This is a genomic window from Georgenia thermotolerans (assembly GCF_009193185.1).
Lineage (GTDB): Bacteria > Actinomycetota > Actinomycetes > Actinomycetales > Actinomycetaceae > Georgenia > Georgenia thermotolerans.
On record NZ_VUKF01000042.1, the window covers coordinates 18,015 to 40,379 of the forward strand.

Sequence of the window (22,365 nt, forward strand, 5' to 3'; positions counted from 1 at the left end):
GGGGAAGGTGGGGACGTGAGCGAGACGCTGGTCGCCGGGATCGACTCCTCGACCCAGTCGTGCAAGGTGGTCGTCCGCGACGCGGCGACCGGGGCGCTGCGCCGGTTCGGGCAGGCCCCGCACCCCGACGGCACCGAGGTCGACCCCGAGGCGTGGTGGGAGGCCCTGCAGGCGGCGGTCGCGGCGGCCGGCGGGCTCGGCGACGTCGCCGCCGTCAGCGTGGGCGGGCAGCAGCACGGCATGGTCGCGCTCGACGCCGACGGGGAGGTGATCCGCCCGGCGCTGCTGTGGAACGACACCCGCAGCGCCGGCGCGGCCGCCGACCTCGTGGCCGAGCTCGGCGCGGCGGAGTGGGCCCGGGCCACCGGGTCGGTGCCCGTGGCGTCGCTGACGGTGACCAAGCTGCGCTGGCTGGCCGACCACGAGCCCGCCAACGCCGCCCGCGTCGCCGCCGTCGCCCTCCCGCACGACTGGCTCACCTGGCGGCTGAGCGGGGCGTGCTCCTTCGACACCCTGGTCACCGACCGGTCCGACGCCTCGGGCACCGGCTACTTCGACACCGCCCGCGGGGTCTACCGCCGCGACCTGCTCGCCCGGGCGCTGCGCCGCGACGACGTCGAGGGCATCGTGCTGCCGCGCGTGCTCGGCCCCGGGGCCCGGGCGGGGGAGGGGCGCGGGCCCCTCGCTCACGCCGTCCTGGGCCCCGGCGCCGGGGACAACGCCGCCGCCGCGCTCGGCCTGGGCATGAGCGCGGGGGACGTGGCGATCTCGGTGGGCACCTCCGGGGTGGTCTCCGCCGTCGCCGGCGCCCCCGTGGCGGACCCCTCCGGCCTCGTCAGCGGCTTCGCCGACGCGACCGGCGCCTTCCTGCCGCTGGCGTGCACGCTGAACGGCTCGCGGGTGCTCGACGCCACCGCCCGGCTGCTGGGCGTGGACCACGCCGGGCTGAGCGCCCTGGCGCTCGCGGCCGAGCCCGGCGCCGGCGGGCTGACCCTGGTGCCCTACCTCGAGGGCGAGCGCACCCCGAACCTGCCCGACGCCACCGGCTCGCTGCTCGGCCTCACCCTGGGGTCCCTGACCCCCGAGAACCTGGCGCGGGCCGCCGTCGAGGGCCTGCTGTGCGGGCTCGCGGACGGGCTCGCGGCCCTGGAGGCCCAGGGCGCGGCGGTCGAGCGGATCCAGCTCATCGGCGGGGCCGCCCGGTCCGAGGCGCTGCGGCGCATCGCCCCGGCGGTCCTCGGCCGGCCCGTGACCGTCCCCGAGCCGGGGGAGTACGTGGCCGACGGCGCCGCCCGCCAGGCCGCCTGGGTGCTCTCCGGGGCGGAGCGCGCGCCCGCGTGGACCGCGTCGGGGGTGCGCACCTACGAGGCCGAGGCGACGCCGGAGGTGCGCGAGCGCTACGCCGCCCGCCGCGACCTGGTGGCCGACCGTGAGGTCAGGGCCGGTGCGCGAACTTCTCCAGCAGCCCCGAGTCGCCGCTGACGATCAGCAGGTCGTCGGCCCCGATGCGGGTCTCCGGCGTGGCGTACTCGAACGGCTCGCCCGGGGGCTTCACGCCGATGATCGTGATGCCGTAGCGCTGGCGGATCTTCGACTCCGCCAGCGTGAAGCCCTGCGTCTCGCGCGGCGGGCGCATCTTGACGATGGCGAAGCCGTCCTCCATCTCGATGTAGTCGAGCATGCGGCCGGAGACCATGTGCGCCACGCGCTGCCCGGCGTCGTACTCCGGGTAGACGACGTGGTGGGCGCCGATGCGGCGCAGGATGCGCCCGTGCTCGGCGCTGATGGCCTTGGCCCAGATCTGCGGCATCTCCATGTCGACGAGGTTGCCGGTGATGAGCACCGAGGCCTCGAGGTAGGAGCCGACGCCGACCACGGCGACGGGGAAGTCCTCGGCGCCGAGCTGTTCGAGGGCCTCGGGGTTGGTCGCGTCGGCCTCGACCACCGGCAGCCGGCTGGACCACTGCTGCACCAGCGCCGGGTCCTTCTCCACCGCCAGCACGTCGCGGCCGAGCCGCTCGAGCGTGGCGGCGATGGCGGCGCCGAAGCGGCCCAGGCCGATGACCAGCACACCGGCGTCGCGCGGCTGCGCCTTCTCAGACATCCTCAGCTCCTCGTCCGGCCCGGGCGGGCCGGGATCCATTGTGTCAGCCGATGATCGGCCGCTCGTTGGGCATGCGGATGACCCGGCGGCGCTCGCGCAGCGCCAGCGCCGCGGCCACCGTGATCGTGCCGGTCCGCCCGGCGTACATCAGCCCGGTGAGCACGTACTTCGCGGCGTCGGGCAGGTCGGCGGTGATGCCGGTGCTCAGCCCGCAGGTGGCGAAGGCGGAGATCACCTCGAAGAGGATGCTGTCCAGCGGCAGGTCCGTGATCATCAGCAGCAGCAGCGTGGAGACCCCCACGAGGGTCGAGCCGAGGAAGGCCACCGACACCGCCAGCCGCACCGTGGAGGAGCCGATCCGGCGCCCGTAGGCCTCGATGTCCCGGTCCCCGCGGGCCTCGGCGACGATGGCCAGGACCAGCACGGCCAGGGTGGTGACCTTGATGCCGCCGGCCGTCGAGGCGCTGCCGCCGCCGACGAACATCAGCGCGTCGGTGAGGAACCACGTGGACTCGCGCATCTGGCCGACGTCGACCGTGGCCAGCCCGGACGAGCGCGGCGTCATGCCCTGCACGAGGCTGGCCAGCACCCGGTCCCCGAGGGAGAGCCGGCCCAGGGTGGCGGGGTTGGTCCACTCGAACAGGGCGACCGCCACCGCGGCGCCGGCGAAGAGGACCGCGGAGGTGACGACGGTCAGCTTGGCGTGCAGGCTCCACCTGCGCGGCTCGCGCCACTGCCGGGCGACGTTGAGGATCACGGGGAAGCCGACGGCGCCGACGAACGTGCCGACGACGATCGGCAGCCCCAGCCACCAGTCGCCCACGTAGGGGGTCAGCCCGCCGTGGACGACGACGAAGCCGGCGTTGTTGAAGATGCTCAGGGCCATGAACACGCCGTGCCACAGGGCCGGCGCGAGCGACTCGCCCTGGTCGAGGAACCACGGCACGAGCACGACGGCGAGGGAGGCCTCCACCACCGCCGAGGCCACGATGACGGCCCGGATGAGGGAGCCCACCTCGCCCAGCCCCGTCGTCTTCGTCTCGACGGCGGTGAGCATCCGCTGGGTCAGCCCGATGCGCCGGGAGACGGCCAGGCCGAGGATGGAGGCGAGGGTCATCACGCCCAGGCCGCCGATCTGGATGCCGACGAGGATGACGACCTGGCCGAAGAACGACCAGTACGTCGCCGTGTCCACGGTGACCAGGCCGGTGACGCACACCGCCGACGTCGCGGTGAACAGGGCGTCGGCGAACGGGGCGCGCTCGCCGGAGGCGGTGGCCGCCGGCAGCGACAGCAGCGCCGTCTCCACGGCGATGATCGCGGCGAAGACGAGCAGGGCCAGGCGGGCCGGGGAGCTGCGGGCGATGTGGTCGACCCAGTCCCGGGAGGCGCGCAGCGCCCCGGGGAACGACAGCGTCGCCACGCCTGCCCCTTCCGCACACCCGGCGCGGCCGCGACCGCGGGCCCGCCGAGCGCGGGCCAGGGATCACCTTGGCACAACGGCCCCCGGCCCAGCGCGACGGCGCACCTGGTCACCGGCGCGGCCGCCCGGCCCTCCCGTCGCGAGGCGGCGGCGCACGCCGGCCCCGCCGCCCGCTACGGTGAAGCATGCCCGCCGCCGCGCTCCTCGTCTGGTCCGAGGACCTGGTCAGCTACGACTTCGGCCTCGCCCACCCGATGACGCCGGTCCGTCTGCTCCTCACCCACCAGCTGCTCGAGGACCTGGGGGTGCTCGACGGGCGGCTGAGGGTCGTGCCCGCGCCGGTCGCCGCCGACGCCGACCTGCTGCGGGTGCACACCCCCGACTACGTCGACGTCGTGCGCGAGGCCCAGGAGCGCGGGCACGCCCGGCCCGGCTACGGCCTGGGCGACGAGGACACCCCCGTCTTCGGGCAGGTGCACACCGCCTCGGCCCGCATCGTCGGCTCGACGCTGACGGCGGCGCAGGCCGTCTGGCGCGGGGACGTCGCCCGGGCGGCGAGCATCGCCGGCGGCATGCACCACGCCATGCCGGGCCGCGCGTCGGGCTTCTGCGTCTACAACGACGCCGCCGTGGCCATCTCCTGGCTCGTCGAGCAGGGCGCCCGGGTGGCCTACGTCGACCTCGACGCCCACCACGGCGACGGCGTCGAGCGCGTGTTCTGGGACGAGGACCGGGTGCTGACCGTCTCGGTGCACCAGCACCCCGGCACCCTCTTCCCCGGCACCGGCTACGCCCAGGACACCGGCTCGGCGCGGGCGCGGGGCAGCGCCGTCAACGTCGCCCTCCCCGCCGGCACGGGCGACGCCGCCTGGCTGCGCGCCGTCGAGGCCGTCACCGAGCCGCTGATCAGGGCCCACGAGCCCGACATCATCGTCAGCCAGCACGGCTGCGACTGCCACGGCAGCGACCCGCTGGCCCAGCTCGACGTGTCCGTCGACGCCCAGCGCGCCGCCCAGCTCCTCGTCGCCGGCATCGCCGAGCGGCACGCCGGCGGCCGCTGGGTGGCCCTCGGCGGGGGCGGGTACGAGGTGATCGGCGTCGTCCCGCGGGCCTGGTCCCACCTGGTGGCGACGGTCGCGGGCCGCCCGCTCGACCCGGCCACGCCCGTGCCCGAGGCGTGGCGCCGGCGGGTGCGGGAGATGGCCGACGTCGAGGCCCCGTCGACGATGAGCGACGGCCGCGACGGTGCCTTCGCCCGGTTCGCCGACGGGTACAACCCCGACGACGCCGCCGACCGGGCCATCCTCGCCACCCGCCAGGCCGTCTTCCCCTGGCACGGCCTGGACCCGCTGCTGGACTGACGGCCGAGGCGTTGGTCACAGACACGCTCCGCGGAAGCATTTCGCCGACGCGGCGATTACCCCTATATTTCGATCTGGAGAGCCCCGCCGCACCGGCAGGGGACGAGAAGGACGGACGGACATGGCCGAGCAGCTGGGAGCGCCACGGTTCCTCACCGTCGCCGAGGTCGCCGAGCTGATGCGGGTGTCCAAGATGACGGTCTACCGCATGGTGCACGCCGGGGAGCTCCCTGCCGTGCGCATGGGCCGGTCCTTCCGCGTCCCGCAGGCCGCGGTCGAGCACCTCATCAGCGAGGGGCTGGGGGAGTGGGGTCAGGCGTCCGCTTCCGGGCGCTGACCGGGTAGGATCGTTCTGTTCTGCGCGCGGCCGCTGGCCGCGCGCTCGCGCACGTACAACCAAGCATGTGAGGTTCCCCTATGGGCTCGGTCATCAAGAAGCGCCGCAAGCGCATGTCGAAGAAGAAGCACCGCAAGCTCCTGCGCAAGACGCGCCACCAGCGTCGCAACAAGAAGTGACGCCCCGGCGCCCCGCGCGGGCGTCGTGACCCCAGGCCCGGCCCATGTGCCGGGCCTGAGTCGTTCCCCGGCCGGCCCGCGCGCCCACCGCGGGGGCCCCGGGGCCGCGTAGGGTCGGGTCCATGCACGACACCACCCCCGCCGACCCCGCCCGCGTCGTCCTCTACGGCCGCGACGGCTGCCACCTGTGCGACCAGGCCCGCACCATGCTCGAGCGGGTGCGGGAGGAGACCGGCGAGGGCTTCGTGGAGGTCGACATCGACGCCGACCCGCAGCTGCGCGAGCGCTACGGCGAGCTCGTGCCGGTGGTCACCGTCGACGGCGTGCAGCAGGGGTACTGGCGCATCGAGGCGGCCCGGGTGCGGGCGGCCCTCGCCCGCTGAGGCGCGGCCTCAGCGCCCGGGACGACGAACGGCGACGCCCCGCGAGGGGCGCCGCCGTTTCGACGTGAGTGGGGGCTGTCAGGCCTGGGCCGGGGTGGCCTCGATCTCGAGCTGGACCTTGACCTTGTCGCCGACGAGGAAGCCGCCGGTCTCCATGGCCGCGTTCCAGGTCAGGCCGAACTCCTTGCGGGAGATCTCGGTGGTGGCGGAGAAGCCGATGCGCGGGGAGCCGAAGGCGTCGACGACCGAGCCGTTGAACTCCGCGTCGAGCGCGACGGGGTTGGTCACGCCGTTGATCGTCAGGTCGCCCTTGAGGACGAACTCCTCGCCGTCACCCTCCACGCCGGTGGAGACGAAGGTCCAGGTCGGCTTGCTCTCGGCGTCCCAGAAGTCGGCCGAGCGCAGGTGGCCGTCGCGGTTGGCGTCGCCGGTGTTGATGGAGGCGGCGTCGATGGTGACGGAGGCGGCGGAGTCGGCGAGGTTCTCGCCGACGGTGATGGTGCCCTCGACCTTCTCGAACTTGCCGCGCACCTTGGAGATGCCGGCGTGGCGGACGGTGAAGGCGACGTCGGTGTGCGAGCCGTCGATGACGTAGCTGCCAGCGGGAACGGTGGCCATGTGGTTCTCCTCGAGGCGAGGCGGATAGTTGACGTTTGAACTATATTGGTGGTTGAACATTCACGCAAGAGGAACGGGAAGATCGGCCAGGACCGGCCGGGACCGCCCCGAGGCGGGCGCGAAGGGCTCCCGCGGGAGCGCGCGAACGAGCAGACTGGCCTACGGCCCCAGGAGGAGGACATCATGACGGCGCCGACGACGTCGACCACCCGCTGGCTCGACGAGGACCAGCAGCACAGCTGGCGCCAGCTGCTGCGCGGGTCCGCCAAGCTCTTCGACGACCTCAACCGCGACCTCGAGGAGCAGTCCGGGCTCTCCCTCAGCGAGTACGAGGTGCTCGTGCGCCTGTCGGAGGCGGAGGGGCGCCGGATGCGGATGTCCGTCCTCGCCGACGAGCTCGTGCACTCCCGATCGCGGCTGACGCACACGATCCGCCGGATGGAGGCGGCCGGCCTCGTCGAGCGCTCGAGCTGCCCCGACGACCGGCGCGGGGTCAACTGCACCCTCACCCCGGCCGGCTTCGCCCGGCTCGAGGCGGTGGCGCCCGGGCACGTGGAGTCGGTGCGCGCGCGCCTGGTGGACCGGATCAGCCCCGCCCAGCTGCGCCAGCTCGGCGAGATCATGGCCACGTTCATCGAGGACGCCCCCGCCGACGAGGCCTGACGCGGGGCGGCCGGCGGCCGGCGGTCGGAGCCGCCCCAGGAGTTTGCGACACTGGTGGCCATGCAGCGAACGACGGTCCACCTGATGCGGCACGGCGAGGTGCACAACCCCGACGGCATCCTCTACGGGCGCGCGTCGGGCTACCGCCTCTCCGACCGCGGCCAGCAGATGGTCGCCCGCGTGGCGGAGGTGCTGCACGCCGGCGGGCACGACCTGCGCGCCGTCATCGCCTCCCCGCTGCAGCGGGCCCAGGAGAGCGCGCTGCCCGCCGCCCGCGCCTACGGGCTGGAGGTGCGCTCGGACGAGCGACTCATCGAGGCCGCCAACATCTTCGAGGGCGTCGCGGTGAACAAGAACCGCGCGATCCTCGCCCACCCGCGCTACTGGCACGCCTACGTCAACCCCTTCCGGCCCAGCTGGGGCGAGCCCTACCGCGAGCAGGTGGCCCGCATGCGGGCCGCCATCGCCGACGCGCTGACCGGCGCCGCCGGCGGGGAGGCCCTGCTGGTGAGCCACCAGCTGCCCATCTGGGTGACCCGGCTCTTCCTCGAGCGCCGGCCGTTGGCGCACGACCCGCGCCGGCGGCAGTGCTCGCTGGCGTCGTTGACGTCGCTGACCTTCGAGGGGCGCCGGCTGGTGGGCCTGAGCTACTGGGAGCCGGCGGGCGAGCTGCTCGACGGCGCCTCGGACATGGTCCCGGGCACCTCGGCCGCCGCCGAGAACCTGGGGGAGGTGCGGGCATGACCCCGGGCGCCGGGGACGGCCGGCGCGCCCTCTCCCGCCGGACGCTGCTGCGCGCGATCGGCGCCGGCGCCGCGGCGCTGGCGCTGGCGGCCTGCTCGCCGGGCGGCACCGGCACGAGCGCGGCCGGGGCCGGGTACGTCGCCGGCGACGGGTCCTTCGCGACCTGGAAGCCGGACGAGCGCGGCGCGCCCGTGGCGATGACGGGCACCACCTACACCGACGAGCAGGTGGACGTCGCGACCTGGCGCGGCGACGTCGTCGTCCTGAACTTCTGGTACGCCGCCTGCCCGCCGTGCCGGGCCGAGGCGCCCGAGCTGCGGGCGATCGCCGAGGACTACGGCGACCGGGGCGTGCACCTGCTCGGCGTGAACCCGCGCGACGACGCCGGCGCGGCCCAGGCCTTCGAGCGCACCTTCGAGATCCCCTACCCCTCGATCCACGACTCCGACGCCCGGGCCGTGGCCTCCCTGGAGGGCCTCGTGCCGCTGCAGGCCATGCCCTCGACGGTGGTGCTGGACCGGCAGGGCCGGGTGGCGGCCCGCATCCTCGGCGAGTTCGATCCCCAGGTGCTGCGCGGGCTGATCGACGACACCCTGGCGGAGAAGGCCTAGCGGCCCATGGACCAGATCGCGACCCTCTTCGAGCGCACCGTCGTCGACGGCTCGATGCTCGTGGCGCTGCCCGTCGCGGCCCTCGCCGGGCTGGTGTCCTTCGCCTCCCCGTGCGTGCTCCCGCTGCTGCCGGGGTACGTCGGCTACCTCGGCGGCATGGCCGGGGCCGAGGGCGCGCGCCGCGGGACGCAGGGCCGGCTGCTGGCGGGGGTGCTCCTCTTCGTCGCGGGCTTCAGCGCGGTGTTCGTGCTGCTCGGGGTGGTCTTCTCGCTCGCGGGGCTGGCCCTGCAGCAGCACGTGGACGTCATCCTGCGCGTGCTCGGCGTGCTCGTCATCGTCATGGGGGTCGCGTTCCTCGGCGGCGTGCCCTTCCTCCAGCGCGACCGGCGCCTCCACCTCTCCCCGCGCCAGGGCGTGTGGGGCGCCCCGGTGCTGGGGGTGGTGTTCGGGTTCGGCTGGGCCCCGTGCATCGGGCCCACGCTGGCGGCGGTGCTCAGCCTGTCCTTCGGCGGCGCGGACCCCACGCGCGGCGCCGTCCTCGCCCTGGCGTACTGCCTCGGGCTCGGCGTGCCCTTCGTCGTGCTCGCGATGGCGTTCGCCCGCTCGACCCGCACCCTGGGCTTCCTGCGCCGGCACCGGCGCGGGATCCAGGTCTTCGGCGGCGCGCTGCTCGTGCTGCTCGGCCTGGCCCTGGTGACAGGGCTGTGGGGCGTCCTCTCCAGCCACCTGCAGGGCCTCGTGGCGAACTTCGAGACGGTGGTGTGATGGCTCGGCCGACCAACGAGACCGACCCGACGAACCTCAGCTCCAAGGCGGGCCAGGGGCGGGCGCCCGCGGCGTCCGACGCGGCGCCGGCGCCGGCCGGCGGGCGCCCCGCCCAGCCGGCCCTCGGGGTGCGCGGCTGGGCCCGGTGGATGTGGCGCCAGCTGACGAGCATGCGGGTGGCGCTCATGCTCCTGCTGCTCCTGGCCGTGGCGGCGCTGCCCGGCTCCTTCTTCCCCCAGCAGCCGCAGAACCCCGACCGGGTCTCCCAGTACCATCTCGACCACCCGCAGCTGGCCCCCTGGCTGGACCGGTTCGGCTTCTTCGACGTCTACGGCTCGCCCTGGTTCGCGGCGATCTACCTGCTGCTGTTCACCTCGCTCATCGGCTGCATCCTGCCGCGCATCGCGGTGCACTGGCGGGCGCTGCGCTCCCAGCCGCCCCGGGTGCCGCGCAACCTCGAGCGCTTCCCCGCGCACGAGGAGCGCACCGTCGCGGCCGGCCCCGACGACGTCCGTACCCGCGTGCTGGCCGCACTGAAGGGCCGCTACCGCACCGCGGTGACCCCCGAGGGCATCACCGCCGAGCGCGGGTACCTGCGCGAGACGGGCAACATCGTCTTCCACCTCTCCCTCGTCGGGCTGCTGGTCTCCCTGGCGGCGGGGCAGCTGTTCAGCTACCGCGGGCAGGCCGTGGTCATCGAGGGGCAGTCCTTCGCCAACTCCGTGCTGTCCTACGACTCCTTCGACCCGGGCACCTTCTTCGAGCCGGACCAGCTCGAGCCGTTCACGTTCACGCTGACGAAGTTCGAGTCCACCTTCAACGAGGTCGCGCAGGCGCGGAACTTCAAGGGCGAGCTGGACGTCGTCGAGCCGGACGGCTCGAAGCGGTCCGAGACGATCCGGGTGAACCATCCCGTCACCGCCGGCGGCGCCAACGTCTACCTCTCCGGCAACGGGTTCGCGCCGGTGATCACCGTGCGCGACGGCGTGGGCAAGGTCGCGTTCTCCGGCGCGGTGCCGTTCCTGCCGCAGGACGGGACGTACACCTCCAAGGGCGTCGTCAAGGTCCCCGACGTCTCCACCGGCGACCAGCTCGGGCTGACCGGGATGTTCCTGCCCACCGCGCTCGTGGCGCCGGACGGCACCGCCCAGTCGATCTACCCCCAGCCCGACAACCCGATGCTCGCGCTGACCCTCTACGCCGGCGACCTCGGCCTGGACGACGGCGTCCCGCAGAACGTCTACGTCCTCGACACCGAGCGCATGCGCCAGGTGTACGAGCCGGCGCCGGGCGGCAAGCCCGGCTCGGCCGAGGGCGGCCAGAAGCCCGTCTCTCTCATGATCCGGCCCGGGGAGACGGTCCAGCTGCCCGAGGGGCTGGGGTCGGTGACGTTCGAGTCCCTCCCGCGCTTCGCCGCGCTCGACCTGCGCTACGACCCGTCGCTGCCGTACCTGCTCACCTTCGCCGTCACGGCGATGGTCGGGCTGTTCGGCTCGTTGTTCGTGCCGCGGCGCCGGATGTGGGTGCGGGTGAGGCCGGGCGAGGACGGCGGCAGCGTCGTCGAGGGGGCCGCGCTGGCCCGCGGGGACGACCCCGGGCTCGACAAGGACCTCGAGCGCGTGATGTCCGCGGCCGGTGCGGCGAGGCAGAATGAGGACGCCCAGGCGAGCGCCGGGCCGCCCGCGGCGGCCACCGGCGAGGCCGTGGCCACGAGTGCCGGCGCAGGCCCGGCCCAGGAAGGACACTGATGCCCGAGACACAGCTCGGCCAGCTGAGCACGATGTTCGTCTACGCCGCCATGGCGGCGTACGTGGTGGCGCTCGTCGCGTTCGCCATCGACCTGTCGGGGGTGCGCGACCGTGGCCCCGGCGGGCGGCGGCGTGCGGTGGCGATCGGCATGTCGACGACGTGGCTCGCCTTCGCGCTCCACCTGGTGGGCGTCGTCCTGCGGGGCCTCGCCGCCGGCCGGGTGCCCTGGGCCAACATGTACGAGTTCTCGATCCTGTCCACGCTGGTGGCCGTCGCGGTCTTCCTCGGCCTGCAGCGGGTGCGCGACCTGCGGATCCTCGGCACGTTCGTCGTCGGGCCGGTGCTGCTGCTGCTCGGCGTCGCCGTCGCGGTGCTCTACGTGCGCGCGGACGGCCTCCAGCCGGCCCTGCAGAGCTACTGGCTGATCATCCACGTCTCCATCGCCACGGTCGCCGTCGGCATCTTCGGCGTCTCCGCGGCCATCTCCGCGCTCCAGCTCGCCCAGGAGCGCGCCGAGCTGCGTCGCGCCGCCACCGTCGCCACGGCCGCGGCGGTGCCCGCCGGTGCCGCGGTGCCCGCCGGTGCCGTGCTGTCGGGCGGGGCCGCCGGCGGGACCGCCGCCGCTACCACCACCGTCGCCGACACCGCCCCGGCTCAGCCCGCCCGCCCCAGCGTCTGGGGCCGGGTGCTCGAGTCGCTGCCCGGCTCGGTGGACCTCGAGCGGCTGGCCTTCCGGCTCAACGCCGTCGGCTTCATGATGTGGACCTTCACGGTCATCGCCGGGGCCATCTGGGCCGAGCACGCCTGGGGCCGGCCGTGGGGCTGGGACCCCAAGGAGGTCTGGTCCTTCGTGATCTGGGTGGTCTACGCCGCCTACCTGCACGCCCGCGCCACGCGAGGCTGGGAGGGGCGCCGGGCCGCGTACCTGTCGCTGTTCGGCTTCGCGTGCATCCTGGCGAACTACTTCGTGGTCAACCTGGTGTTCAACGGCCTGCACTCCTACAGCGGCCTGGGCTGAGCCGCCCTTCCGGGCAGCCCTCGCACGACGAAGGGGCCGCCGCGCCGGTCGGCGCGGCGGCCCCTTTCTGCTGTGCGTCAGGCGTCGGAGCCGGCACCACCGTCGTGCCGGTCGGCCTCGCGGCGGTCGGTCTCGTGGTGGTCGGCCTCGGTGCGGTCCGGCTCGTGGCGGTCCGGCTCCGGGCGGTCGGCGCCGTGCGGGCGCGCGCCGTCGTCGGCCCCGCCCCCCGCGTCCTTGGCCTGCCGGCGCTCCCGCGCCCGCCGCTCCCGTTCCGCGCGGCGACGCTCGGCCTCCAGCCGCGCGAGGAACTCCGGGTCGTCGTCGGGAGCCACCGGCCCGCTGCGCCGGGCGGGGCGCCGCGGCTCGGGGCTCCACCCGCCCGCCGCACCGCCGGCACGCGCCGAGCCCGACGACTCCGAGCGCGCGATCCGGCTGACCAGCAGCCAGGCGAGCGCGCCGAGGCCGGGGAAGATCACGATCAGCAGCACCCACACCGTCTTCGGGATCCCGGTGGGGACCGAGTCCTTCGGAGTGCGGATGCAGTCGATGATCGCGTAGATCACGATCGCCAGGAGAAGTATCACCGGCACTAGCCTGCCCATACCACCAGGGTAATCGGCGCGCACGCGCGGCGTGCCGGGGGTCCGCCCGGGCAGCGGATGGCCCGCCACGGGGCACGTAGGGTGGTGGCGTGCGCCTGCTCGTCTACTCCCTGCTCCGCGTGCTCCTCGTGCTGGCCTCCGCCGGGGTGCTCTACCTGCTGGGCATGCGGTCCTGGCTGCTGTGGCTGACCGCCGTCGTCGTCGGCGCCCTGCTGTCCTACCTGCTGCTGCGCAACCAGGGCCACGCCGCCGCCGAGGCCATCTCCCAGCTGTCCCCGCTGCGCGAGGAGCGCCCGAAGTTCTCCGAGCGCGTCGAGGAGGACGCCGCCTACGAGGACGGCCTCGTCGACGACGCCGGGCACGGCGCCCGGCCCGCCACGACGGCGCCCCCCGAGGACGCCGCCGCGGAGCGCAGCACGCTAGAGCGCGAGCCCGAGACCGAGCAGGACGCCGTAGGCCAGCTCGAGCAGCCCGGTGTCCCGCAGGACGACGATGAGGTCGCGGCCCGCGGCCCCGCCGAGGACCACCCGGGAGACGCGCACCGCCCACGGGACGAGGAGCAGCACCAGCAGCGCCCACGGTGACGCGAACGCGCACAGCACGCCGAGCGCCAGCGGCACCCACACCATGAGCACGTAGCCCCAGCGCGCGCGCCGGTCCCCGAGCCGCACGGCAAGGGTGTGCTTGCCCACCTGGGCGTCGGTCGGCAGGTCGCGCACGTTGTTGACCATGAGCAGCGCGCAGGCGATGAGCCCGACGCCCACGGCGCCGGCCCACGCCGTCCAGGGCAGCGCGAGCGCCTGCGTCCACGTGGTGCCCAGCGTGGCCATGAGCCCGAAGAAGACGAAGACGCCGACCTCGCCCAGGCCCAGGTAGCCGTAGGGGTGCTTGCCGCCGGTGTACCCCCAGGCCGCGACGACGGCGAGGGCGCCGGCGGCGATCAGCCACCAGGTGCCGGACAGGGCGACGAGGACGAGACCGAGCACCGCGCCGACGCCGAAGCTGAGGAACGCCGCGCGCTTGACCGTCGCCGGACTGGCCTTCCCGCCGCCGGTGAGCCGCGGCGGGCCGGTGCGCACGTCGTCGGTGCCGCGCACGCCGTCGGAGTAGTCGTTGGCGAAGTTCACGCCCACCTGCAGGGCCAGCGCCACGCCCGCGGCCAGCAGCGCGCGCCCGGCCGACGCCTGGCCGATCCCGGCCGCCGCCCCGGTGCCGATGATCACCGGCGAGACGGCGGCGGGCAGGGTGCGCACCCGCGCGCCCTCGAGCCAGTCGGTCAGCGTGGCCATGAGACTCCATCCGGAAGAGAGGGGACGCGGCCGGGCCGCGAGAGAGGGAACACTCGAGGATAGTTCCGCTCCGGGGACCGGGCCCGAATCGGGCGGAGCGGAACCCCGTCTGCCGCGCGCAAGCTTGTGCCCGGGCGCTACCGGGTCGGCGCCGGTGCGCCGCCGTGACGTTCGACGGCGACCCCGGGCGGCGTCGCCTCCGCCCCGGTGAGCACGCCCGCGGCGAGCCGCGCGGCGGCGAGGCGGTCGACCTTGCCCGGTCCGCGCTCGGGCAGGTGCGGGACGACGACGAGCGCGCGCGGCGCGTGCGCCCCGCCCAGCCGAGGGCGCACGAGGTCGCGCAGGGCGGCCAGGGCGGGGGCGCGACGCCCGGTGGCGGGCGCGACGACGGCGGTGACGAGCTGGCCCCACTGGCCGTCGGGCACGCCGACGACGGCGACCTCGCCCACCGCCTCGTGCTCGCGGAGCAGGCGCTCGACGCTCAGCGGGGCGACCTTGACGCCGCCGGTGTTGATGAGGTCGTCGACGCGGCCGAGCACGGTCAGGTGCGTCGCCCCGTCGGCGCCGGTGTCGAGCCGGCCGCGGTCGGAGGTGCGCAGCCACCGCTGCGTCCCGTCGGTGCGGAAGGCGGCGGCATCGGCCGCGTCGTCGTCGAGGTAGCCGGCGGCAAGCACCGGCCCGGCGATCTCGACCCGGTCCTCCGCGCCCAGCCGCAGCCGGACGCCGGGGAGGGGGACGCCGTCGTACACGCAGCCGCCGCCGGTCTCGGTCATGCCGTAGGTGGTCACCACGCGCAGCCCGGCGGCGCGGGCCTGCTCGAGGGTGCGCCGGCCGGACGCGGCGCCGCCGACGAGGATCGCCGCGAACCGCCGCAGCGGGGCCACCGCCTCCTCGCCGGCCTCGAGGACCCGGACGAGCTGGGTGGGGACGAGGGAGAGGTAGGCCGGGGCGCCGTCGTCCATGGTGGTGGCGGCCGCGGCGAGGGCGTCGGGGGCGAAGCCGTGGGCGGTGTCCACCACGACCGGGGACGTGCCGGCGACCAGCGAGCGCACGAGCACCTGCAGCCCAGCGACGTGGTGGGCGGGGACGGCGAGCAGCCACCGGCCCGGGCCGGCGAGGCGCTCGTAGGTGGCGCGGGCGGAGGCGGCGAGCGCTGCCCCGGGCAGCGCCACGAGGTGGCCCTGGCCGGTGGTCGAGCCGGAGGTCTGCAGCACGACGGCGGTGCCCGGCGGGACCGGCCGGTGCACGCGGGCGCGCAGCTCGCCCAGGACCTCGGCCCCGTCGCGGCCGGGGGCGTGGGGCACGAGCAGGGCGTCGCCCGCCAGCGCCTGGCGCAGCCCGGCGAGCAGGGCGGCGACCGCGCCCGGCCCGGTGCCGCCCGGGAGGGCGAGCGGCTGGGGGGACGACTGGGGCGACGCGGGGGCCTGGCTCACCGATCCAGGGTAGGTCCGCCACTAACGTGGCCCCTGACGTCCACGTCCGAGAGCAGGCCTGATATGACCACGTCCACTTCCGAGCACCGCCCGTCGCGGGGCGCGGCGCCCCGACCCGGTCGGCACGGGAGCGAGGTGGGCTGTGGCGAGACGGCGGGGGACCAGCCGGGGGCGTCGACGCGCGGCACGGCCGGGCAGGGGCGGCGCCGTCGTGCCCTCGTCGCGCTGGGGGCCGCCGCGCTGCTGGCGCTGACGGCCTGCACGTCCCGCAGCGAGCCGGAGCCCGCGCCGACCACCCCGAGCCCCACCGTCGACCTGCCGACGAAGCCCACACCGAAGCCCGTGCCGGCGCGGTGGCCGCTGACGGGCGTGGCCGGTGAGGTCGAGCAGCGGCCGGCGATGTCGGTCAAGGTGGAGAACTCGGTCTCGGCGCGGCCGCAGACGGGGCTCGAGGCCGCCGACATCGTCTGGGAGGAGATGGTCGAGGGCGGCATCACCCGCTTCAACGCCGTCTACCACTCGGTGATCCCGGAGGAGATCGGGCCGATCCGGTCGGTGCGCCCGATGGACGCCGCGATCTCGGCACCGCTGCACGGGCTCATCGTGTTCTCCGGCGGCCAGCCGCAGTTCGTGCAGCAGATGCGCGCCGCGGGGCTGCAGGTGCTGAGCAACGACGAGCACGCGCCGGGGATGTACCGGGTGGGCTTCCGGCGGGCGCCGCACAACGTGTACGGCAACGGGCCCCAGCTGCTGGGCCAGGCCGACGCCGATCACTCCGCGCCGCCGCCCGAGCAGCTGGCCTACGCCTGGGACCCGGCCCGCGCCACCGCCGTGCTGAGCGGCGCCCCGGCGTCCAGGCTGCGCGTCGCCTTTCCCGCCGCGGCGCCGGGCTGGACGTGGGACGCCGGGGCCGACGCCGGGCGCGGCGGGCCGGCGGGGGCCTGGGTGCGCGACGAGAACGGGGCGGCGCAGGCGTCCGCGGGCGGCACGCGGATCGTGGCGACCAACGTCGTCGTCCTGCGCGTGCAGGTCGTCGACACCGGCACCCGCGACCCGGCCGGCAACCCCGTGCCCGAGACCGTGCTCACCGGCGAGGGCGAGGCGGTGGTGGCGTCCGGCGGGAAGGTCGTCAACGCCCACTGGTCGAAGCCCGGTGCCGGTGACCCGCTGGCCCTGACCGACGGCGCGGGCAAGAAGGTCGAGCTGGTGCCGGGCAACACCTGGATCGAGCTGGTGCCCATCTCGGGCGGGAACGTCAGCTGGCAGTAGCGCCGCAGACGTGAGGCGGCGCTGCCCGGGGTCTGGCCCGGGGCAGCGCCGCCCGCCGTCAGTAGTAGTACGGGAAGCCGGACCAGTCCGGGTCGCGGCGCTGCAGGAAGGCGTCGCGGCCCTCGACGGCCTCGTCGGTCATGTATGCCATCCGGGTGGCCTCGCCGGCGAAGACCTGCTGGCCGGCCAGCCCGTCGTCGGCCATGTTGAAGGCGAACTTGAGCATGCGGATGGCCTGCGGGGACTTCGTGGCGATGATGCGCGAGTACTCCAGGGCCAGCGTCTCGAGGTCCTCGTGGTCGGCGACCTCGTTGACCACGCCCCAGCGCTCGGCGTCGTCCGCCGAGTACTCGCGCGCGAGGAAGAAGATCTCCCGCGCCCGCTTGTCGCCGACCTGGCGGGCCAGGAGCGCCGAGCCGTACCCGGCGTCGAAGGAGCCGACGTTGGCGTCGGTCTGCATGAACCGGGCGTGCTGGCGCGAGGCGATGGAGAGGTCGCAGACGACGTTGAGGCTGTGCCCGCCGCCGGCCGCCCAGCCGGGCACGGCGGCGATGACGACCTTGGGCATCGTCCGGATGAGGCGCTGCACCTCGAGGATGTGGAGCCGGCCCGCCCGCGCGGGGTCGATCTGCTCGCGTCGTTGCTCGAGCGGCGCCTCGTCGTCGGCGCCCTCCGCCTCGTAGCGGTACCCGTCGCGCCCGCGGATGCGCTGGTCACCGCCGGAGCAGAAGGCCCAGCCGCCGTCCTTGGGGCTCGGGCCGTTGCCGGTGAGGATGACGGCGGCGACGTCGGAGGTCATCCGGGCGTGGTCGAGGGCGCGATAGAGCTCGTCGACGGTGTGGGGGCGGAAGGCGTTGCGGACCTCCGGCCGGTCGAAGGCGATGCGGACGACCGGCAGGTCGCGCTCCGCCTCGCCGGTGCGGTCGACACCGCGGTGGTAGGTGATGTCGGTGAAGTCGAAGCCCTGGACGTCGCGCCACAGCGTCGGGTCGAAGATCTCGGACACACGGGAGGGGAGGTCAGTCACGGCGCTCACCCTAACCGCCGCCCTCTGGGCGGCAGCCGAGCCGGGTGGGCCGGAGAACTCGTCTCGGGGTCAGAAGGGTGGTGGGTCGTGGGGTGGGGTGAGGGGTTGGCCGGTGCGGGGGTGCAGGGGTGTGGTGGTGCCGTCGGTTTCGCGGCGGTAGGTGCGGCCGGTGCGTTTGGAGGTCCATTCGAAGATGCCGGGGGTGGTCTGGCGGACGTGGAAGTGGCCGTCGGTCTTGAGGGGGTGGTCGACGGAGCAGGCGGGGGCGAGGTTGGCCCAGGCGGTGGTGCCGCCGTGGGCGAAGGGGATGGTGTGGTCGAGCTGGCAGCCGGTGGCGCGGGCGCCGCAGCCGGGGCGGAAGCAGGTCTTGTCGCGGTGGCGGATGAGCTCGGCGAGGTCGGGTGGGGGTCGGTAGCGGGTGCGTCCGAGGTCGAGGACGGTGCCGGTGAGGGGGTCGGTGACGAGGCGTTTCCAGGTTCCGCCCAGGGCCAGGGCGCGGGCGGTGGCGGGGTCGATGGGGCCGTAGCCGTCGAGGTGGCCGGCCTGCCCGCCGCCGAGGAGGGTGGTCAGGGGGACGGTGACGTTGATGCGTACCGGCACCCCGCCGACCCGGCCGATGGGGATCCACGGCACCGGCGGCGCAGGCGGCGCGGCCGGTGGTGGCGGTGGGGGTTCGGGGCCGCCCGGGGCGGTGGGGCCGGTGTCGCTCGCCCCGGCCTGCGTCGTGGTCGCCGTGGTGGTGGCCGGCGTCGGGGCGGCGGCGTTCCCGTCGGGTGCCGCCGTGGTGGTGGCGGCGGGCGTGGGTGTCGCGCTGGTCGTGCCCGTCGCGGTGGCCGTGGTGGGTGTGGCGGCTGTGGCGGGCCGGGATGGTGGCTGGTCGGGTGGGAGGCCGAAGCCGCCGCGGGTCAGGGCGTCGGCGCCGGCGGCGGCCAGGACGTCGGCGCGCAGCTGGTCGATGGTGCGGGCGTCCCCGCCGGCCTTGGCCGCGCGGGCGGCGCCGTCCAGGGCCAGGTCCACGGCGATGGCGTCGGCGGCGGGCAGCACCGCGTAGAGGGAGGCCATGCCGTCGGCCAGCGGGCGCGGGTGGCACACCCGCCGCCGGGCGCGGGCGCCGCGGTGGCGGGCCTCGGCCTCGTGGTGGTCCACCGCGATGAGGGCCTCGGCGACGTCCCGGGCCAGCTGGGGCGGGGTGCGCCCGGGGGCCTTCGGCAGCACGGCGTCCTCGACGTCGTGGCAGACCTGGTAGGGCTGGTGCTCGAGCCCGGCGGCGATGACGTCGGCCTTGCGCGGGTCCAGCGCGCCGCGGGCCAGCGCCTCCCCGGTGGCCTGCAAGGGCCCGGTCAGCGCCAGCGCGGTGCGCACCAGGCGGGTGGCGGCCGGGCGGGAGATGCCCTGGCGCATGGCCACCTCGGTGCTCACCGCCGTGAGCGCGCCGGGCGCCGCGTCGTGCTCGATCGCCCCGGCCACCAGCGCCGCGAGGGCCTCGGCACGCTGATAGTGCGCCCACGCGAGCACCCGGGACCACTGCGCGGCCAGCTCCACCAGATCCGACGGGTCCTGCCCGTCCGGATCGATCGCGGCGAGCCCGACCGCCAGCGGCAGCCCGACCAGGGCCGCCATCTCCTCGAGCACCCCGGCCAGCCCACCCGGGGGCGGGCAAGCGCCCGCGACGTCGGCCTCGCGGTCCGCGGCCTCGGCGCGCTCGCCCGCGTCCCCGGCGTCGTCGCAATCCGCGGCATCGGCGCGGTCAGCTGCACCGTCGGGATCGGGGACGCCCGGGCGGCCGGGGGTGCCGTCGGGCACGGCGCCATCGCCGCCGCGGCTCTCATCCTGCTCGTCATCGAACATGCGTCCAGACTAGGGCGACCCGCTGACATCGCGTCGGGCGCCGGCTAGGGCTGTGGACAAGTGACTGAGAGTGCTCGACTCACGAGGGCGTGCATCCCAGACGGACCAGCCAGTGTTGATCGCGGGACCGCGAGCGGACGCCGCTACGCTGGCACGTACGTACTAGATAGGGGAGTGGTCATCATGGCGTGGGTCGTTCTCATCCTCTCCGGCCTTCTCGAGGCCGGATGGGCGCTGTGCCTCAAGGCGTCGGAAGGCTTCAGCAAGCTCTGGCCGACCCTCGGGTTCCTGGTCCTTGCGGTCGCGAGCTTCGCGGGGCTCGCCTACGCCCTGCGCACGCTTCCGGTCGGTACCGCCTACGCCGTGTGGACGGGCGTCGGTGCGAGCATCACCGCGATCGTCGGCATGGCATTCCTGCAGGAGGGTGTCTCGGTGCTCAAGCTCGTCTCCCTGGTGCTCATCGTGGCGGGCATCGTCGGCCTCAACCTGGCGGAGAACGGCGCCGCCCTCGCCCTTCCGGAGAACGTCGGGCGATGACGGTGACGGGATCGTCGAGCGCGCGCGGCGCGCGACGCAGGCAGAGCCTGGTCGAGGCGGCCGCCGAGCTCGTCGTCGCGGAGGGGCCGGCGGCAGTGACTCACCGGGCCGTCGCCGAGCGGGCCGCGGCGTCCCTCTCGGCGACGACGTACTACTTCTCCGGCCTCGACGACCTCCTCGGTGCGGCCGGCGCCCATCTGGTGGCCCGATGGGCGGAGCAGGCCGAACGTGTGCGCGACGAGGTGCTCGAGAGCCTTGGATCGGCGGCCACGGCCGCGCCGGCGGGGGAGGAGGTGGCGGGGGAGGAACCGGCGGGGGCGGAGCCCCCGCCGGAGGAGCCAGCGAGCGCGAACGAGCCCGCAGCCCCGGGGCCTCAGCCGACACCGGAGCTCGCCGTCGCCGCCGTCCTTGCGGCGCTGCTGCCGCCCGAAGGTCAGGTGCGCGGGCACTACCAGCAGCTCCTGGCAGCGGGGGCGACGCCGGCGGTCGCCCGGGCCTACCACGCCGGCCGCTCCCGGCTCGACGCCGCCATCGGCGACGTCCTCGCCGCCACCGGCAGCCGGTGCCCGGCCGCCCTGGCCGTCGCCGTCGTCGACGGCGCGGTGGTGAGCGCGCTCAGCGAGGGCCGCGACGTCCGCAAGACGGCGGCGGACCTGCTCAGGCGCGTGCTGTGATGCGGCGTCGCCCTCCGGGGCCGTACCCTCGCCCGGCGGCATCGTGACGGCGCGGCCTCCTATCCTGGCCATCATGCCTTCCTCCACCGCCGCCGGACCCCTGCCGGTGCGCGCCGTCTACTCCACCCCGCTGCGCACCCGCTTCCGCCGCATCACCGTGCGCGACGGCGTGCTGCTGCGCGGGGACGCCGGCTGGGGCGAGGTCTCCCCGTTCTGGGACTACGACGCCGCCGAGTCCGCCGCCTGGCTGCGGGCGGGGCTCGAGGCCGCCGAGGAGGGCTGGCCCGAGCCGGTGCGCACCCACATCCCCGTCAACGTCACCGTCCCCGCCGTCGGCCCCGAGCAGGCGGCGCGGATCGTGGCAGGCTCCGGCGGGTGCACGACGGCGAAGGTGAAGGTCGCCGAGCCCGGTCAGTCCGTCGCGGAGGAGCAGGCCCGGCTCGAGGCGGTGCGGGACGCGCTCGGAGCGGCCGGGAAGATCCGGGTCGACGCCAACGCCGGATGGGACCTCGACACCGCCCTCGCCCGCCTGGCCGTGCTCGACCGGGCCGCCGGGGGCCTCGAGTACGTCGAGCAGCCCTGCGCCGACGTCGCCGACCTCGCCGCCGTACGGCGCCGCACGCACGTCCCGGTCGCGGCCGACGAGTCGATCCGCCGCGCCACCGACCCTCTCGCCGTGCGCCGCGCCGAGGCGGCCGACGTCGTCGTCCTCAAGGTCCAGCCGCTCGGCGGGGTGCGGGCCTGCCTGCGCCTGGCCGAGGAGGTGGGGCTGCCGGTGGTGGTCAGCTCCGCCCTCGAGAGCTCGGTCGGCATCGCCGCCGGCCTCGCGCTGGCCGCGGCCCTGCCCGAGCTGCCCTACGCCTGCGGCCTCGCCACGGTCCACCTCTTCGACCGCGACACCGTCCCGGACCCGCTGCTCCCTGTCGACGGCCACCTCGAGGTCCGCCGCCCCGAGCCCACCGCCGACACCCTGGCCGCCGTGGCGGCGCCCGCGGACCAGGACCGGCGCTGGCGCGCCCGGCTGGACGCGATGGCCGAGCACCTGCGGGCCGCCGCGTGAGCGCCGACGGCGTCCACGGGCGCTCCGCCCGGGCCGACGTCGAGCCCTCCACCGCCACCGCCCGCCAGCTCGTCGCCGCCCTCGTGGCCCACGGCGTGCGCCACGTCGTCCTGGCCCCCGGCTCGCGCAGCGCGCCGCTGGCCTACGCCCTGCTCGCGGCCGAGGAGGCCGGCTGGCTCCGGCTGCACGTCCGGGTCGACGAGCGTGTCGCCGGGTTCGTGGCCCTCGGCCTCGCCCGGGCCGGCGCGGCGCAGACAGACGCCCAGAGCCCGCCGGCCCCGGTCGCCGTGGTGACCACCTCCGGCACGGCGGTGGCGAACCTCCACCCCGCGGTGCTCGAGGCCGCCCACTCGAACCTGCCCGTCGTCGTCGTCAGCGCCGACCGGCCGCACGAGATGCGCGGCACGGGCGCCAACCAGACCACCGATCAGGTGGGCATCTTCGGCTCCGCCCCGCGCTACGCCGTCGACCTGCCCGCCGGCGCCCCCGGCGGCCCGCTGCTCGACCAGGTCGTCACCCGCGCGCTCGCCGCGGCCCAGGGCCTGCGCACCAGCGCCCCCGGCCCGGTGCACCTCAACGTCTCGCTCCGCGACCCGCTTGCCCCCGCCACGACCTGGCGGCCCGGCCCGCCGCCCGCCCCGCGCCGCGTCGTCGCCGCACCGCCCGCGCCC

The 22,365-nt window shown here is 75.5% G+C and carries 24 protein-coding genes and 1 pseudogene; 17 read left to right on the forward strand and 8 right to left on the reverse strand.

The genetic code is table 11. From position 1 onward, the window contains the following. Positions 1-15: 15 nt before the first annotated feature. Positions 16-1,482 carry a xylulokinase gene (gene xylB / locus GD970_RS16945; RefSeq protein ID WP_152204086.1) on the forward strand — a complete coding sequence of 489 codons (1,467 nt, stop codon included), beginning with the start codon at positions 16-18 and terminating at the stop codon, positions 1,480-1,482. On the opposite strand, the gene GD970_RS16950 is transcribed toward xylB, so the two are convergent. Both GD970_RS16950 and GD970_RS16955 read right to left on the reverse strand, forming a co-directional pair. Next, complete coding sequence (locus tag GD970_RS16950) at positions 1,436-2,104, reverse strand: potassium channel family protein (RefSeq protein WP_152204087.1); 669 nt, start codon at positions 2,102-2,104, stop codon at positions 1,436-1,438. The genes xylB and GD970_RS16950 overlap by 47 nt on opposite strands. Before the next feature lie 43 nt (positions 2,105-2,147). Further along, positions 2,148-3,527, reverse strand: coding sequence for a TrkH family potassium uptake protein (locus GD970_RS16955; protein ID WP_226925417.1), 1,380 nt, complete (start codon positions 3,525-3,527; stop codon positions 2,148-2,150). 185 nt (positions 3,528-3,712) lie between these two features. On the opposite strand from GD970_RS16955, the gene GD970_RS16960 reads away from it, so the two are divergent. The 4 genes from GD970_RS16960 (at position 3,713) to GD970_RS16975 (ending at position 5,787) form a co-directional block, all read left to right on the forward strand. Further along, on the forward strand, positions 3,713-4,888 hold the full coding sequence (locus GD970_RS16960) for an acetoin utilization protein AcuC (RefSeq protein WP_152204088.1): 1,176 nt from the start codon (positions 3,713-3,715) through the stop codon (positions 4,886-4,888). Between the two features lie 121 nt (positions 4,889-5,009). Then, positions 5,010-5,225: a helix-turn-helix domain-containing protein gene (locus GD970_RS16965; RefSeq protein ID WP_152204089.1), complete on the forward strand. Its 216-nt coding sequence runs from the start codon at positions 5,010-5,012 to the stop codon at positions 5,223-5,225. 80 nt (positions 5,226-5,305) lie between these two features. Next, positions 5,306-5,404 (forward strand): 30S ribosomal protein bS22, encoded by a 99-nt coding sequence (locus GD970_RS16970; RefSeq protein ID WP_005504750.1) that lies wholly within the window; start codon positions 5,306-5,308, stop codon positions 5,402-5,404. Between the two features lie 122 nt (positions 5,405-5,526). Next, positions 5,527-5,787 carry a glutaredoxin family protein gene (locus tag GD970_RS16975; protein WP_152204090.1) on the forward strand — a complete coding sequence of 87 codons (261 nt, stop codon included), beginning with the start codon at positions 5,527-5,529 and terminating at the stop codon, positions 5,785-5,787. Between the two features lie 78 nt (positions 5,788-5,865). On the opposite strand, the gene GD970_RS16980 is transcribed toward GD970_RS16975, so the two are convergent. Next, entirely contained in the window at positions 5,866-6,405 is a 540-nt protein-coding gene (locus GD970_RS16980) for a YceI family protein (RefSeq protein WP_152204091.1), read from the reverse strand. 183 nt (positions 6,406-6,588) lie between these two features. Between GD970_RS16980 and GD970_RS16985 the strand changes: the two genes are divergently transcribed. From GD970_RS16985 to ccsB, 6 genes are read left to right on the forward strand one after another with little or no spacing between them, the layout of a single operon-like run. Further along, a complete protein-coding gene (locus tag GD970_RS16985) occupies positions 6,589-7,068 on the forward strand; it encodes a MarR family winged helix-turn-helix transcriptional regulator (RefSeq protein WP_152204092.1) in 480 nt (159 codons plus the stop codon). Positions 7,069-7,128: 60 nt separating this feature from the next. Next, positions 7,129-7,812: a histidine phosphatase family protein gene (locus GD970_RS16990; RefSeq protein ID WP_152204093.1), complete on the forward strand. Its 684-nt coding sequence runs from the start codon at positions 7,129-7,131 to the stop codon at positions 7,810-7,812. After that, positions 7,809-8,423 carry a TlpA family protein disulfide reductase gene (locus GD970_RS16995; protein WP_152204094.1) on the forward strand — a complete coding sequence of 205 codons (615 nt, stop codon included), beginning with the start codon at positions 7,809-7,811 and terminating at the stop codon, positions 8,421-8,423. Before GD970_RS16990 ends, GD970_RS16995 begins: the two co-directional genes overlap by 4 nt. A gap of 6 nt (positions 8,424-8,429) precedes the next feature. Further along, positions 8,430-9,188 (forward strand): cytochrome c biogenesis CcdA family protein, encoded by a 759-nt coding sequence (locus tag GD970_RS17000; protein ID WP_152204095.1) that lies wholly within the window; start codon positions 8,430-8,432, stop codon positions 9,186-9,188. Continuing rightward, positions 9,188-10,936: a cytochrome c biogenesis protein ResB gene (gene resB / locus GD970_RS17005; RefSeq protein WP_152204096.1), complete on the forward strand. Its 1,749-nt coding sequence runs from the start codon at positions 9,188-9,190 to the stop codon at positions 10,934-10,936. The genes GD970_RS17000 and resB overlap by 1 nt, the downstream gene beginning before the upstream one ends. Continuing rightward, a complete protein-coding gene (ccsB, locus tag GD970_RS17010) occupies positions 10,936-11,955 on the forward strand; it encodes a c-type cytochrome biogenesis protein CcsB (RefSeq protein WP_226925418.1) in 1,020 nt (339 codons plus the stop codon). Before resB ends, ccsB begins: the two co-directional genes overlap by 1 nt. Positions 11,956-12,032: 77 nt before the next feature. Here ccsB and GD970_RS17015 read toward each other — a convergent pair whose 3' ends face one another. After that, positions 12,033-12,557: a PLD nuclease N-terminal domain-containing protein gene (locus GD970_RS17015; protein ID WP_152204097.1), complete on the reverse strand. Its 525-nt coding sequence runs from the start codon at positions 12,555-12,557 to the stop codon at positions 12,033-12,035. An 89-nt stretch (positions 12,558-12,646) separates the two neighbouring features. Between GD970_RS17015 and GD970_RS17020 the strand changes: the two are divergent. Further along, positions 12,647-12,817 (forward strand): annotated as a pseudogene (locus GD970_RS17020) (DUF4229 domain-containing protein); the annotation flags it as partial. A gap of 159 nt (positions 12,818-12,976) precedes the next feature. Here the strand turns inward: GD970_RS17020 and GD970_RS17025 are convergent. Together GD970_RS17025 and menE are read right to left on the reverse strand one after the other, a co-directional pair. Further along, positions 12,977-13,846, reverse strand: coding sequence for a 1,4-dihydroxy-2-naphthoate polyprenyltransferase (locus tag GD970_RS17025; protein WP_152204098.1), 870 nt, complete (start codon positions 13,844-13,846; stop codon positions 12,977-12,979). Positions 13,847-13,983: 137 nt separating this feature from the next. Next, positions 13,984-15,279, reverse strand: a complete 1,296-nt coding sequence (gene menE / locus GD970_RS17030) for an o-succinylbenzoate--CoA ligase (protein WP_226925419.1) — start codon at positions 15,277-15,279, stop codon at positions 13,984-13,986. Between the two features lie 63 nt (positions 15,280-15,342). Here menE and GD970_RS17035 point away from each other — a divergent pair, with 63 nt between their 5' ends. Continuing rightward, positions 15,343-16,548 carry a DUF3048 domain-containing protein gene (locus GD970_RS17035; protein ID WP_152204099.1) on the forward strand — a complete coding sequence of 402 codons (1,206 nt, stop codon included), beginning with the start codon at positions 15,343-15,345 and terminating at the stop codon, positions 16,546-16,548. Positions 16,549-16,606: 58 nt separating this feature from the next. On the opposite strand, the gene GD970_RS17040 is transcribed toward GD970_RS17035, so the two are convergent. Further along, positions 16,607-17,584 (reverse strand): 1,4-dihydroxy-2-naphthoyl-CoA synthase, encoded by a 978-nt coding sequence (locus tag GD970_RS17040; RefSeq protein WP_152204100.1) that lies wholly within the window; start codon positions 17,582-17,584, stop codon positions 16,607-16,609. Between the two features lie 60 nt (positions 17,585-17,644). Further along, complete coding sequence (locus GD970_RS17045) at positions 17,645-19,423, reverse strand: HNH endonuclease signature motif containing protein (RefSeq protein WP_152204101.1); 1,779 nt, start codon at positions 19,421-19,423, stop codon at positions 17,645-17,647. A gap of 183 nt (positions 19,424-19,606) precedes the next feature. On the opposite strand from GD970_RS17045, the gene GD970_RS17050 reads away from it, so the two are divergent. From GD970_RS17050 to GD970_RS17065, 4 genes are all read left to right on the forward strand, one after another. Continuing rightward, positions 19,607-19,960 (forward strand): DMT family transporter, encoded by a 354-nt coding sequence (locus GD970_RS17050; protein ID WP_152204102.1) that lies wholly within the window; start codon positions 19,607-19,609, stop codon positions 19,958-19,960. Further along, positions 19,957-20,634 (forward strand): TetR/AcrR family transcriptional regulator, encoded by a 678-nt coding sequence (locus GD970_RS17055; RefSeq protein ID WP_152204103.1) that lies wholly within the window; start codon positions 19,957-19,959, stop codon positions 20,632-20,634. Before GD970_RS17050 ends, GD970_RS17055 begins: the two co-directional genes overlap by 4 nt. A 73-nt stretch (positions 20,635-20,707) precedes the next feature. Continuing rightward, positions 20,708-21,694, forward strand: coding sequence for an o-succinylbenzoate synthase (locus GD970_RS17060; RefSeq protein ID WP_152204104.1), 987 nt, complete (start codon positions 20,708-20,710; stop codon positions 21,692-21,694). Beyond that, a partial coding sequence (locus tag GD970_RS17065) for a thiamine pyrophosphate-binding protein (RefSeq protein WP_264372242.1) occupies positions 21,691-22,365 on the forward strand: 675 nt, incomplete at its 3' end. The genes GD970_RS17060 and GD970_RS17065, both read left to right, overlap by 4 nt.